General features: G+C 37.3%; 13 protein-coding genes and 1 other annotated feature. All 13 genes read left to right on the top strand.

Annotated elements, in window-relative coordinates:
• Positions 1–104 precede the first annotated feature (104 nt).
• The 13 genes from UMR38_00375 (at position 105) to deoD (ending at position 13958) form a co-directional block, all read left to right on the top strand.
• Positions 105–3047 carry an acyl-CoA dehydratase activase-related protein gene (locus UMR38_00375; protein ID MEC9484312.1) on the top strand — a complete coding sequence of 981 codons (2943 nt, stop codon included), beginning with the start codon at positions 105–107 and terminating at the stop codon, positions 3045–3047.
• Positions 3040–4305, top strand: coding sequence for a hypothetical protein (locus UMR38_00370; protein MEC9484311.1), 1266 nt, complete (start codon positions 3040–3042; stop codon positions 4303–4305). The genes UMR38_00375 and UMR38_00370 overlap by 8 nt, the downstream gene beginning before the upstream one ends.
• Before the next feature lie 47 nt (positions 4306–4352).
• Positions 4353–5462, top strand: a complete 1110-nt coding sequence (gene tgt / locus UMR38_00365; GenBank protein ID MEC9484310.1) for a tRNA guanosine(34) transglycosylase Tgt — start codon at positions 4353–4355, stop codon at positions 5460–5462.
• Between the two features lie 79 nt (positions 5463–5541).
• Positions 5542–6672: a cell division protein FtsZ gene (ftsZ, locus tag UMR38_00360; protein ID MEC9484309.1), complete on the top strand. Its 1131-nt coding sequence runs from the start codon at positions 5542–5544 to the stop codon at positions 6670–6672.
• A 36-nt stretch (positions 6673–6708) separates the two neighbouring features.
• Positions 6709–6867: a hypothetical protein gene (locus tag UMR38_00355; GenBank protein MEC9484308.1), complete on the top strand. Its 159-nt coding sequence runs from the start codon at positions 6709–6711 to the stop codon at positions 6865–6867.
• Positions 6864–7505 (top strand): YggS family pyridoxal phosphate-dependent enzyme, encoded by a 642-nt coding sequence (locus UMR38_00350; protein MEC9484307.1) that lies wholly within the window; start codon positions 6864–6866, stop codon positions 7503–7505. The genes UMR38_00355 and UMR38_00350 overlap by 4 nt, the downstream gene beginning before the upstream one ends.
• Before the next feature lie 2 nt (positions 7506–7507).
• Positions 7508–7798 carry a cell division protein SepF gene (locus UMR38_00345; GenBank protein ID MEC9484306.1) on the top strand — a complete coding sequence of 97 codons (291 nt, stop codon included), beginning with the start codon at positions 7508–7510 and terminating at the stop codon, positions 7796–7798.
• 6 nt (positions 7799–7804) lie between these two features.
• Entirely contained in the window at positions 7805–8071 is a 267-nt protein-coding gene (locus tag UMR38_00340; protein MEC9484305.1) for a YggT family protein, read from the top strand.
• The gene (locus UMR38_00335) at positions 8071–8772 is read left to right on the top strand and encodes a YlmH/Sll1252 family protein (protein ID MEC9484304.1); all 702 of its coding nucleotides are present in this window, start codon (positions 8071–8073) and stop codon (positions 8770–8772) included. Before UMR38_00340 ends, UMR38_00335 begins: the two co-directional genes overlap by 1 nt.
• 44 nt (positions 8773–8816) lie before the next feature.
• Positions 8817–9022: a binding site (T-box leader), on the top strand.
• Between the two features lie 34 nt (positions 9023–9056).
• On the top strand, positions 9057–11786 hold the full coding sequence (gene ileS, locus UMR38_00330) for an isoleucine--tRNA ligase (GenBank protein MEC9484303.1): 2730 nt from the start codon (positions 9057–9059) through the stop codon (positions 11784–11786).
• A gap of 71 nt (positions 11787–11857) precedes the next feature.
• Positions 11858–12532 (top strand): hypothetical protein, encoded by a 675-nt coding sequence (locus tag UMR38_00325; protein MEC9484302.1) that lies wholly within the window; start codon positions 11858–11860, stop codon positions 12530–12532.
• A gap of 56 nt (positions 12533–12588) precedes the next feature.
• Positions 12589–13248, top strand: coding sequence for a deoxyribose-phosphate aldolase (gene deoC / locus UMR38_00320; GenBank protein ID MEC9484301.1), 660 nt, complete (start codon positions 12589–12591; stop codon positions 13246–13248).
• A complete protein-coding gene (gene deoD, locus UMR38_00315; protein ID MEC9484300.1) occupies positions 13248–13958 on the top strand; it encodes a purine-nucleoside phosphorylase in 711 nt (236 codons plus the stop codon). The genes deoC and deoD overlap by 1 nt, the downstream gene beginning before the upstream one ends.
• The last annotated feature ends 1 nt before the right edge of the window (position 13959 follow it).

Here is a 13959-nt window from a genome sequence, read left to right as displayed (position 1 = left end):
GCGTGAAATGGCTTACATACAATCTTTTCAAATTAAACTGTTTAAAATTTCTCAATTTATTGTACAATAATATTATGACATATTGACTGACATGGGGGCTAAATATGAAACGAATTGGTATTGATATTGGAAGCACAACCATAAAAACAGTTATTATAGATGAGGCAAATAAGATCGTCTATAAAGACTATTTACGCCATAAAAGCTCAATTACATCATCCTTATTAACACTTTTAAAAACCGTTGATCAACATTTTCCTGAAGAAACGATGATGGTGAATTTTACGGGGAGTGCCGGTATGCTACTTGCGAAAGGCATAAATGTGCAGTTTACACAAGAAGTCATTAGTGCCACAATGGCTTTAAAAGAAGATGGAGGACATTTTGATGTTTGTATCGAACTCGGGGGAGAAGATGCAAAAATCATTTTTTTTGATGGGAATAACATTGAACAACGCATGAACGGAACGTGTGCAGGTGGAACTGGCGCTTTTATCGATCAAATGGCGACACTGATCAACCGCCAAACACCTGAATTAAATGACTTAGCTAAAGCACATCAAAAAATATATCCTATTGCTTCTCGATGTGGTGTTTTTGCTAAAAGCGATATTCAACCATTGTTGAATCAAGGCGCGAGTCATGCGGACATCGCAGCCAGTATTTATCAAGCAATCGTCAACCAAACAATCGCAGGCCTATCCCAAGGAAGAACAATAGAAGGACGCGTTGCTTTTTTAGGAGGCCCATTAACGTTTTCTAGCGAACTACGCCAACGTTTCATTACTACATTGCATCTGGAGGATGTGTTTATTCCTGAAAACGGTGAAGTCTTTGTCGCCTATGGCGCAGCCTTAGAGGCTGACACATCAGAGCTCTTAATCGACCACTTAATTGAACGGGTTATTTTGCATGACCAAAACAATAGAAAAAAAGTAAGAAAAACTTTACCTGCTCTATTTAAAGACAAAGAAGAACTTCAAACATTCATTGACCGACATAATAAAAACGCCGTAAAAGAACGCTCACTAGATACATATCATGGTAATGCCTATTTAGGTATTGATGCCGGGAGCACAACAACGAAAATGGTCCTAATTTCAGACGATAATGAGATTCTTCATTATTATTATTCACATAACCAAGGGAATCCGATTGAAATCATCAAGCATGCCCTATCTGAATTATACCAATCCATGCCAAAAGAAGTTGTTATTAAGGGAGCTTATAGTACTGGATACGGTGAAGAACTGATTAAACATGCCTTTACCCTGGATGGCAATGAAGTCGAAACAATCTGTCACGCAAAAGCAGCACAGTTCTTTAATCCTGATGTTGATTTTATCATTGATATTGGTGGCCAAGATATGAAATGCTTTAAATTAGACGATGGGATGATTACATCAATTATTCTAAATGAAGCGTGTTCAAGCGGTTGTGGCTCGTTTTTAGAGACATTCTCAACGAGTATGGGCTATGACATCAAAGCCTTTGCTGAACTTGCATTAGAGGCAACTCAACCTGTTGATTTAGGAAGTCGCTGTACTGTGTTCATGAACAGTGGTGTTAAACAAGCACAAGCAGACGCTGCACCGACAAAAGATATTAGCGCAGGACTCGCTTATAGTGTGGTAAAAAACGCCTTATACAAAGTCATTAGAACCACCAATGTAAAACGAGATTTAGGTGAAAACATCATTGTTCAAGGGGGAACTTTTTATAATAATGCCGTATTACGCGCCTTTGAAAAAGAAATTGGTATGACTGTTACGCGCCCGAATATCGCAGGATTAATGGGAGCGTTTGGCGCTGCGATTGTCGCAAAGGAACACGCCACGGATACAGTCAGTCGTATCGTCACATTTAATGGGTTAAAAGATTTTACATACGAAACTAAAAATGCCGTCTGTCGTCAATGTAACAACAATTGCCAATTAACCATCAATATGTTTAAAGATCACAAATATATTTCTGGGAACCGTTGTGAACGCGGAGCTGGTATTACCCAACATAAAGATGATATTCCAAACCTTTATTTATATAAATATAATAAAATTATTTCGTATACTTCGAATCATTTAAATGACTACAACTACACAATCGGGATTCCACTTGTCCTTAATATGTATGAAAACATCCCTTTTTGGCAGACACTATTTGAAGATTTAAATATTGAAGTTATCTATAGTGATCGGTCTAATAAAGCACTGTATGAACTTGGACAAAACAGTATCCCGAGTGATACAGCATGTTATCCCGCTAAACTCGTTCATGGTCATATTGAAAACTTACTGACTAAAGACATCGATGCCATTTTTTATCCTAATATGCCGTTTAATGTGGTTGAAAAAGATTATCGAGACAATGAATATAACTGTCCTGTCGTTGCCTTTTATCCAGAAGTGATTGATGCCAATCTTGAACATATTGATCAAAAACGATATTTTAAACCCTATTTATCTTTTAATAACAAAACTCACTTTGTCAAAAACTTAATTGATGTATTTAAAGATGTCTTACCTCTTAAAAAAAGAGCTGTGAAACAGGCATATGATAAGGCTATTAAAGCCTATCAAGATTACCGAGAAGATGTTATAAAAGAGGGCGAAAGGGCCTTAAAGTATGCGAAAGAGCATCATAAAAACATTATATTATTAGCCGGTAGACCCTATCATATCGACCCAGAAATCAATCATGGTTTACCGAAACTTATGCGAAGTTTAGATGTCGTTGTGATTAGTGAAGATAGTGTTAATACAAAGGCTAATCAAGAATCTGTCAATGTCTTAAACCAATGGACATATCACACAAGACTCTATGATAGCGCGAAGTTTATCGCACATGTTCCGAATGCCAATATGATTCAATTAGTATCTTTTGGGTGTGGATTAGACGCCATTACCTCTGATGAAATTAAACATATCTTAGAATCTCATCATCAACGGTATACACAAATCAAAATTGATGAAGTCAATAACCTAGGTACGGCAAATATCCGTATTCGAAGTTTACTCTCAACGATGGAAGGAGACCCAGATAATGGCTAAGTTAGAATACGACGACACGGGTCGTCTCCTTTTCACCGAAGAGATGAAAAAAGAATACACGATACTAATACCGAGTATGGCCCCTTATCACTTTAGATACTTTATCCCTATTTTAGAAAGTGAAGGCTATAAAGCAGAGATTTTAGAAAACACTAGTTTTGATGTGATTCATACAGGAATGAAATACTCACATAATGATATTTGTGTTCCTGCAATGCTTGTGATTGGACAGTTTATTGATGCGATCCAGTCTGGTGGGTATGATATTCATAAAGTAGCCTTAATCATTACCCAAACAGGTGGCGGGTGTCGTGCAAGTAATTATGTTAGTTTAATCCGTAAAGCCTTTAAACAAGCGGGATATGACTTTATTCCAATCATTAGTGTCAACGCCGTGGGACTTGAAAAAAATCCTGGCTTCAAAATTACGGCAACGGTCTTATTAAAGCTAATCACAGGATTAATGATGGGCGATATGATTATGCAGTTGTATAATGAAATAGCCCCATATGAAGTGGTAAAAGGTGAGACTGAGCAAGTCTATAAAGATGTTAACAGTTTACTTGATGATTATTTTTATTACCCTGCACGTAAAGTGTTTTATCATCCTAAAAAGTTATTTGAGAAAGTGGTAAAACGCTTCAATCAAATTGCGACTGATCGCTCCGTTAAGAAACCAAAAGTAGGGATTGTTGGGGAAATTTATGTCAAATATAGCCCGTTAGGAAATAACAATTTAGAAAAAACATTACGGGATGAAGGATGTGAGGTTGTTACACCGCATATTTTAGACTTTTTCCTCTACACCTTTGATTCATCAATCCATGATATTGAACAATATGGTGGAAATACATTAACAAAATGGGTTTATAAATTCTTAATTCGCTTTATTGAACATCGGCGAAATACTGTCCGTAAGTTATTGACGAAGTATGGTTTCCATTCATTTACCTCATATAACACCTTAAGGTCTTATGCGGATGGTGTTATTGATAAAGGCATGCATGTCGGTGAAGGCTGGCTACTTACAGCCGAAATGATTGAACTCATCAACATCGGTGCTCCAAATATTGTCTGTACCCAACCATTTGGGTGTCTACCGAACCATATCGCTGGTAAGGGTATGTTTAAAAAGATTAAAAAGGCGTATCCAGAAAGCAATATCGTTGCGATTGATTATGATACCTCTGCGACAGAGATTAATCAGTTAAATCGGATTAAATTAATGATTACAAACGCAAAAAATAATCTCGTATAAGTATTTATCTTTTGTTGAGATTTATGTACAATAGAAACGGTGATAACATGTTTAAATATGAACTAATCCATGAGTGTAAACAAACGGGAGCACGCTATGGTAAACTCCATACAGCGCACGGAACCTTTGAAACCCCGATATTCATGCCTGTTGGCACGAAGGCAACCGTTAAAACACTTGATAATACAGAAATTCACGAAGTCAGTGATGATTTAATTTTAGGCAATACCTACCATTTATGGTTACAACCTGGCGATGAACTCATAAAAGATCATGGGGGAATTCGTGGTTTTAGCAAATGGGATGGTGCCTTATTAACAGATAGTGGTGGGTATCAAGTCTTTAGTCTTAGTGATATCCGTACTATCACGGAAGAAGGGGTCGAATTTCGACATCACAAAAGCGGCGCTAAATTATTTATGCGCCCGGAAGATTCAATTCGCATACAAAACAATCTAGGCGCAGATATCATAATGAGTTTTGATGAATGTCCACCATTTGATGCCTCCTATGATTATATGAAAGATAGTGTCGAAAGAACAATCCGATGGGCCAAACGTGGAAAAGACGTTCACCAAAAGAAAGATACACAAGCTTTATTTGGAATTGTACAGGGTGGGCCATTCATTGATTTACGAAAACACTCACTCAAAGCCTTAACCGATATTGGCTTTGATGGTTATTCAATTGGTGGCTTAAGTGTGGGTGAAACCAAAGCAGAGATGTATACGGTACTTGATGCACTTAAAGATGATATGCCCAAAGATAAACCGCGTTACTTAATGGGAGTAGGAACGCCAGATGACCTCATAGAAGGGGTTATTCGGGGTGTTGATATGTTTGATTGTGTCAATCCAACCCGTTTAGCAAGACACGGTAGCGCGATGACAAGTGTCGGACGGATCTCAATCAAAAGCAAACGCTATGAAGCTGATCAATCACCTCTCGATGCCAACTGTGATTGTAAAGTTTGTCAAACTTATACCAAAAGTTATTTACGGCATTTATTTAAAGCAAATGAAAATCTTGGGCCTCGTTTAGTGACCTATCACAACCTATATTTCTTAAAAACATTAATGTATAATATCAGAGAAGCCATAAAAGCAGATCGGTTGAATGATTTTAAAACATCATTTTTTGATCGGTACTATAAATAGGTCAATTTCTTAAAAAGATATTTATTTCTTTGTTTATTAATGCTATAATGAATTAACAAGTTAATTGGAGGTATTTTTTATGTTTGAGTCAATGGATAACTTTAATCAAAAGCCTACAATTAAAGTAATCGGTGTTGGTGGTGGCGGAGGTAACGCTGTGAACCGAATGATTGAAAACGAGGTTCAAGGTGTTGAATTTGTTGCGATCAATACAGACGCACAAGTATTAAGACTTTCAAAAGCAGACTCACGTATTCAAATTGGTAAAATGTTAACACGTGGACTCGGTGCTGGGGCTGATCCAGATATTGGACGACGTGCCGCCATTGAATCAGAAGATGAGTTGCGTGAGTTATTGAATGATACGGATATGGTTTTTATTACCGCTGGGATGGGTGGCGGAACCGGGACAGGTGCTGCGCCAGTCATTGCTAAAATCGCACGTGAAGCCGGATGTCTAACCATTGGTATCGTTACAAAACCGTTCAGTTTTGAAGGACGTCGTCGCGTGGCTACTGCCCTTGAAGGATTAGATGCTTTAAAACCGTATGTCGACACACTTATAGTTGTGCCTAACGATCGTTTACTTTATATTGTCGACCGATCAACAAGTATGTTAGAAGCATTTAGAGAAGCTGACAAAGTATTACGCCAAGGGGTTCAAGGTATTGCCGAAATCATTACCGTACCTGGCTTAATCAATGTTGACTTTGCGGATGTTAAAACTGTTATGAAAGACAAAGGAACGGCGCTAATGGGGATTGGAATTGCTAGTGGAGAGAATCGTGCCATTGAAGCAACCAAAAAAGCCATTCACTCGCCTCTTTTAGACGCGAATATTGATGGTGCTACAGATGCTGTGGTTAACATTACGAGTGACGTTAATGTTGCCTTATGGGAAATCAATGAAGCGGTTGAAGCCATCCAAAACGCAAGTTCTACAGAAATTAATATTATTTATGGAGCAACCGTCAATCAAGATATCGATGAGGAAATCATTGTAACTGTCATCGCAACTGGTTTCGATGAAAATAAAGTGACCTTTAGTGATATTGGTACTGGTGAATATGAAGACGAAACACCACAAGAAGTCATTGAAGAAGAAACCACGTCTAAGAAAAAGAAATCAAAACCTAAAGATAATGACGATGATGAAGAAGAACCATCAAAAACTTCAATTCCATCGTGGTTAAAATCTCGATTTAAATAAGCGCTTATGCGCTTTTTTAAGATATGAGGTGAGACAATGCATAAACGACGATATACAATTATATATGCAGTAACTATGGGGCTACTATTAACGTTTGCATTACTCTTTCGATCAAACGATATGATCTGGATGATAATGGCGATTATTGCCTTATTTATGACCAGTATCTATACTTATTCGACGAGGAAAAAATGAAGATTATTGCAAACAAAGTATTAAATGAACTGAAAGAGACCCCTGTTACTTTAGTTGCTGCAACCAAATATTTTACACCTGATAAGATGCGTGAACTGTATCATCAAGGTGTTAAACATTTTGGTGAAAATAGAGTCAGTGCTTTATTAGCTAAACAAGAGGCATTAGCTGATTTAGATATCACCTGGCATTTTATTGGAACATTGCAAACCAAGAAAATTAAAAAAATGATTAATCAGATTGATTATCTGCATTCGATTCATAAATTGAAGACCGCTAAAGAAGTGAATAAACGTCGTAAAACACCACTAAACTGTTTTCTTCAGGTGAATATCAGTGATGAAGAGAATAAACATGGCTTTAGCAAAGATGCGGTTGTGGATGCTGTGAAAGCCATTGAACCATTACCTAATGTTAATCTCATTGGCCTTATGGGAATGGCATCACATACTGATGATGAATCTGTAATCAATCAACAGTTTCAAATCTTAAACGATTTACAAGATACGATTAAAGAAACATTAAACATCTCCTTAGACAGATTATCTATCGGGATGAGTAATGATTATAAAATAGCGCTAAGGCACAATTCTAGTTTTATTAGACTAGGTAGTGTATTATTTAAAGAAGAGGTGTAAGTATGTTTTTTAAACGAAAGAAAGCCATAGACCGTGTGCAGTTTATTAAAATGAGTAAGGATATTGACATCTATAAACTAGGCGATCGACTCTTAAAAGGCATTCCTCTTGTCATAAACTTTGAAGATTATAATGCCATTGAAGCGAACAAGGTTATCACCTTTTTAAGTGGTATCACCTACGCCATTGATGGCGAAGTTGAAGTTATTCAACAATATATCTTCTTATTCGCAACAAAACAAGATTACAAAGATGGCACACTAAGAGACTTTGTACAACAATATAAGGAGTAACAAACTATGCTTTATTATTTATTATTTGGCGCATACTGGTTATTGCGCATTTATTTCTATGTTCTCATCGCTTATGTTTTACTCTCATGGTTCCCTGAGTTTAGACAATCTAAGTTTTATCTTTATATTTATCGTTTAGCCAATCCATATATGCGGATATTCCGCGGCTTATTGGTATTTGGCCAAATGGATTTTACCCCGATTTTAGGATTTATTTTATATCAGTGGGGTCTCGATACCTTACAACAAGCGCTTTTCTTGATGGGTAGCTAATGAATCAAAAAGCATTCCACCAAGAAATCCATGCTATACTAGCGAATAAAACACCCCACATCACCCATTTCTTAACCGAAGAAGAACAAGCTATTATCAGTCAAATCACGAAAGGGAACAATGTTGACTTTGCTGGGGGATTTCTAAACCCATCGCGACAACGCGCCTACTTTTTTACTGATATCAAAGAAGATATCACGTGTTTGCGTCTTACATTAAAGAACCCTTACGCCAAATTAACCCATCCTAAAATACTGGGCAGTCTTATGGGACTTGAGATTGCGCGTGACAGAGTCGGTGATATTATCGCAGAAAAGGGATTGGTTTATGTCACAAATGATGTAAAAGATACCCTACGTTACCGATTAGAAAAGATTGGTAAAAGTCCTGTCCATGTGACTGAGATTGATGGATCAGCGATTGAAAAAACCGTTTCCTTAAGACCATTCAACATTATTGTAAGTTCGATGCGTCTTGATGTCATTGTCGCAGCAATTTTACATACCTCGCGTAGTAAAAGCCAATCATTTATCAAAAACAATCATGTAAAAATTAACCATTTTCCAACTGATGACAGTAAACAAATGCTTGCTATTGATGATATTTTATCAATCCATCGTGAAGGCCGGTTTGTCATCATGGAGACATTAAAAACGACAAGAAAAGGGAAATATCTACTAAAAATTGGAAAATATACTTAAAATGGTTGTAATAATGATAGAATTTGTTAAAATATAAAAGAATATAGAAAACGATGAATAGGACACGTGTGATAAGTCCCACATTTACAGCGACCAAGGTTCGGTGAAAGCTTGGAATGATGCCTTATTATATATCCCCTATGAGTTAAGCACTGAAAATAGTAAGTGACTTCGCGACTCGGCGTTATGAGCAATGAGTGCTAGGCAACTAGAACTAAGGTGGTACCACGGAAATAATTTCGTCCTTTTTTGAGGACGATTTTTTATTTGAAGGAGTGAAAGCAATGAGTAAAGACTACAAAGACACTTTACAGTTACCAAAAACAGACTTTCCAATGCGCGGAAACCTCGGTAACAAAGAACCAGAGATGCAAAAAGCATGGGAAGACATGGATTTGTATCAAAAGCGGTTAGACAAAAATAAAGGGAATACGGAGTACGTATTACATGATGGCCCACCGTACGCAAATGGTGATATTCATATTGGCCATGCCTTAAACAAAATATTAAAAGACTTTGTTGTTCGGTATAAAAGTATGCGTGGATTTTATACACGCTATGTACCGGGATGGGATACCCATGGATTACCGATTGAAACAGCTTTAGTTAAACATAAAAAAGTTAAACGCCATGAACTGAGCAAGGCAGAGTTTAGAAAACAATGCGAAGCGTATGCTTATGAACAAGTTGATCGTCAGCGCGACCAATTTAAGCGCTTAGGTGTGCTTGGTGAATGGGATAATCCGTATGTGACATTAAAACCGAAATATGAGGCATCACAACTACGGATTTTTGCTGATATGGTTGAAAAAGGATTAATCTTTAAAGGTCTCAAGCCAATCTTCTGGAGTCCATCAAGTGAAACCGCACTTGCAGAAGCAGAAATTGAGTATCACGATGTTAAAGATCCTTCAATCTATGTTGGAATGGATGCAGTGGATACCTTAGGAAAATTTGATTTTGACTTTAAATTTCTTATTTGGACAACCACGCCATGGACAATTCCAGCCAATTTAGCCATTGCGGTAGGTGACCACATCTTATATTCATTTGTTAAAGTGGATAATGATACCGTATACTTAGTCGCAACAGAACTTATTAATGAACTCAAAGATATCCTTGGATGGGAAACTGTTGAAACCCTCCAAGACGTTAAAGGGTATGAATTAGAAAACATGACCTATAAACATCCCCTATATGATCGCGTCAGTCCTGTTGTTTTAGGACACCACGTGTCGACTGATGGGGGAACAGGCCTTGTTCATACCGCACCAGGACATGGTGAAGATGACTTCATCATTGGCCAAAATTATGGATTAGATGTCTTATGTCCGGTCGATGAAAAAGGATATATGACTGAAGAAGCGGGTCAATATAAAGGCCAGTTTATCTTAGAGTGTAACGATAGTGTTATCAATGATTTAAAAGCTTTGGGTGCACTCTTGAAAGTCAAAACCATCACCCATAGTTACCCACATGATTGGCGAACTAAAAAACCAGTCATCTTTCGAGCAACTGATCAATGGTTCGCATCAATTGAGTCATTAAAAGATGACATGATTAAAGAAATCCATACTATTAATTGGGTCCCTAAATGGGGCGAAAAACGAATGGAAAACATGGTCAAAGACCGCAAGGCGTGGTGTATTAGTCGACAACGTACTTGGGGTGTCCCAATCCCTGTGTTTTATGCAGAAGACGGGACTGCGATCCTTGATAAAGATGTCATCAATCACGTTGCTGATATCTTCAGTGAAGAAGGAACTAACGCTTGGTTTAGCCATAGCGCAGAAGAATTACTGCCTGAAGGGTTCACCCATCCAGGTAGTCCAAATGGCACTTTTACAAAAGAAACAGATATCTTAGATGTATGGTTTGATAGTGGTACAAGTCACCATGGTGGTATGAAAGACTTTGGTCTGCCATATCCGAGTGATTTATACTTAGAAGGTAGTGACCAATACCGTGGTTGGTTTAACAGTAGTTTATCAACCGGTGTTGCGCATACTGGAAAAAGCCCATACAAAGCGTGTTTAACCCACGGATTTGTACTTGATGGTGATGGTCGTAAGATGAGTAAATCCATCGGTAATGTGGTTGATCCATTAAAAGTGATGAAACAAATGGGCGCAGATATCTTACGTTTATGGGTAGCAAGCGTCGATTACCAAAGCGATGTCCGGATTAGCAACAAAATGATGCGTCAAATTAGTGAATCTTACCGGAAAATCCGTAATACAATTCGCTTTATGCTAGGAAACTTAAAGAATTTTAATCCAGACACAGACCGAGTAGCATATGATGATTTAGCAGAAATTGATCAGTATATGGTCCAAAAGATGAACATCTTAACCAAAACAACGTTAGAGCGTTTTGATCACTTTGAATTTGATGGGGTTTATCGTGATATTACTAACTTTGTCACACGTGAACTGTCTGCGTTCTACCTTGATTTTACAAAAGATATCTTATATATCGAAAAAGAAGATGATCATGCAAGACGTTCTATCCAAACGGTTCTATATGATATGACATTAGATTTATTACGCTTATTAACTGTCTTCTTACCCCATACAACACACCAAGCCTATCCGCATTTACCACATGCAAAAGAAGCCCATGTCTATTTAGAAAACATGCCAGAGGTTAAAACGTTTGATAACCCTGAGTTAGTTGACAAATACGACCGTTTCATGAAGATACGAGATAATGTTCTAAAAGCGCTTGAAACTGCCCGTAACAATAAAGTGATCGGTAAAAGTTTCAATGCAAAATTAACCTTGTATCCTGAGGGAGACACAAAAACCTTCTTAGAGGGATTAGATGTGAACCTAGGTCAAGTCTTTATCGTTTCCCAGTTTGAAATGGCTGAAGGTACTGGCGAATACACATTCGATGAATTATCAATTGATGTTGAAAAAGCAGAAGGACATACTTGTGAACGTTGTTGGCAAGTAGTTCCTGAGGTTGATGACGGATTATGTGATCGTTGTCATTCAATTGTTCATGATTAAGACAAAAAGCTTATGAAAATAGGCTTTTTTCATGTATACTTTATATGATATAGATCAAAAGGAGACATACTATGGAAAAACGAAAAATTGTTTTTAATGCACAAAATATACTCTCGTACATTCTAGGCTTTTTTATCTTAGGGTTTGCCGTTGTCTCATTATTACGCTCAAATTTAGGCGCTGGGGCGTGGGATACAACAACTTTTAGTTTGCACGCCTTTATGACACAACTCATCCCCTTTTTCACACTCGGTATGGCGAGTATGATGATTAGTCTAACGATTATGACAATCGTGATTATAAGCCGTAAACAATGGTATCTTTTATTTATGCTACTTCCGATTTTGTTAGTAGCGATAAGCATTGATTTTTGGGATTTGGTTGTTTATCGTGATTTTAAAGCGATTGGGATTGAACGGGTAGTGCTTTTTGTCGTCGGTACCATAACACTCCCATTAGGATTATCATTAATCGTGCTAAGTCAATTTCCTGCTTTTGTATTTGATGAGTTGATGTTATTGATTATGGATGTCTTAAAAACCAAAAAACTCGGGTTGGTTCGGCTTGGTATCGAAATCCTTGGTGTACTCCTCGCGCTGGTATTCGGATTTTTATCAGACGCTATTTTCGGGACCGACATTGGATTTGGAAAAGTGAATCTTGGAACGGTCTTTTTAGCATTTGCTTTGGGACCTATAATGTCGTTTTATATACGATCTTTAAAACCATACTATCAAAATAACTGAAATATTTTTAAAATATGTTATAATAAAAGTAACTGTAAAAAGAAAGGTGATATGAGATGAAAACGAATAAACTAATTGATCATACGTACTTAAAAGCTGTTGGTACGGCACATGAAATTGATGCCATTATCGATGAAGCTAAACGGTATGATTTTAAAAGTGTTTGTGTTAACCCAACATGGGTGCAAAAGGCGAAACGGGCATTAAAAGATACCGATGTATTAGTCTGTACGGTTGTTGGATTTCCACTTGGCGCAAACACAACTGAGACAAAAGTATTTGAAGCAAAAGATGCCTTAACAAAAGGCGCAGATGAAATTGATATGGTTTTAAATATTGGTGCTGCGAAAGCACATGACTATGGATTTATCACAGATGAAGTAAACGCTGTAAAAGAGGCTTGTGGCGATCACACATTAAAAGTGATCTTAGAGACCTGTTATCTGACAGATGAAGAGATTAAAGAAGCCGGTAAAGCTGCAATAGACGGTGGGGCAGACTTCATTAAAACCTCAACTGGATTTGGCACTGGTGGCGCTACGGTAAAACATGTTAAAATAATGAAATCAGTCGCAAAAGATAAAGAAGTCAAAGCCTCAGGTGGCGTAAGAAGTCTAGAAGACTTAAATAACATGGTCGATGCAGGCGCTACACGTATTGGTGCAAGTAGTGGTGTTAAAATCATGGAAGGTAAACAATCTGAGGAGGCATATTAATGGCAACACCACATATTGAAGCAAAAAAGGATGACATCGCAAAAACAGTATTAATGCCTGGCGATCCATTACGGGCTAAATTTATTGCTGAAACATTTTTAGAAGATGTGACTAAATTTAATAATGTCCGTAACATGTTTGGCTATACTGGAACATATAACGGCAAACGAATCAGTGTTATGGGAAGCGGTATGGGGATGCCAAGTATTGGTATCTATAGTTATGAATTATTTAAATTTTATGATGTCGAAAACATTATCCGTATTGGTAGTGCGGGTGCTTATACTGACGAACTAGATTTATATGATGTTGTGTTAGTTGACCGTGCTTGGAGCGAATCAACATTCGCATCCACACAGGGAGATATTGATCATGTTGAATATACCTACCCATCTACTGCGTTAAATCAACAATTAGCTAAATATGCAAAATCATTAGAGATTGATATCCATAAAGGTACCATTCATTCTAGTGATGTGTTCTATCGTGAAAACTTTGACGAGTTCAAGACCATCCATAAAAATAAAGGATGTATTGCCGTTGAAATGGAGTCGTTTGCGCTCTTCCACAATGCCAACGTTACAGGGAAAAACGCGGCTTGTTTACTAACTATTTCAGATAATCTTGTGACAAAAGAAGAAACATCAAGTGAAGAACGCCAAAATGCGTTCACAAATATGATGAAAATTGCCTTAGAAATGGCTGAATAAT

The sequence above is a fragment of the Candidatus Izemoplasma sp. genome (genome assembly GCA_036172455.1).
GTDB lineage: Bacteria > Bacillota_I > Bacilli_A > Izemoplasmatales > Izemoplasmataceae > JAIPGF01.
The sequence above is the reverse complement of the archived record's forward strand: the minus strand, read 5'-3'. Positions and strand labels throughout refer to the sequence as shown.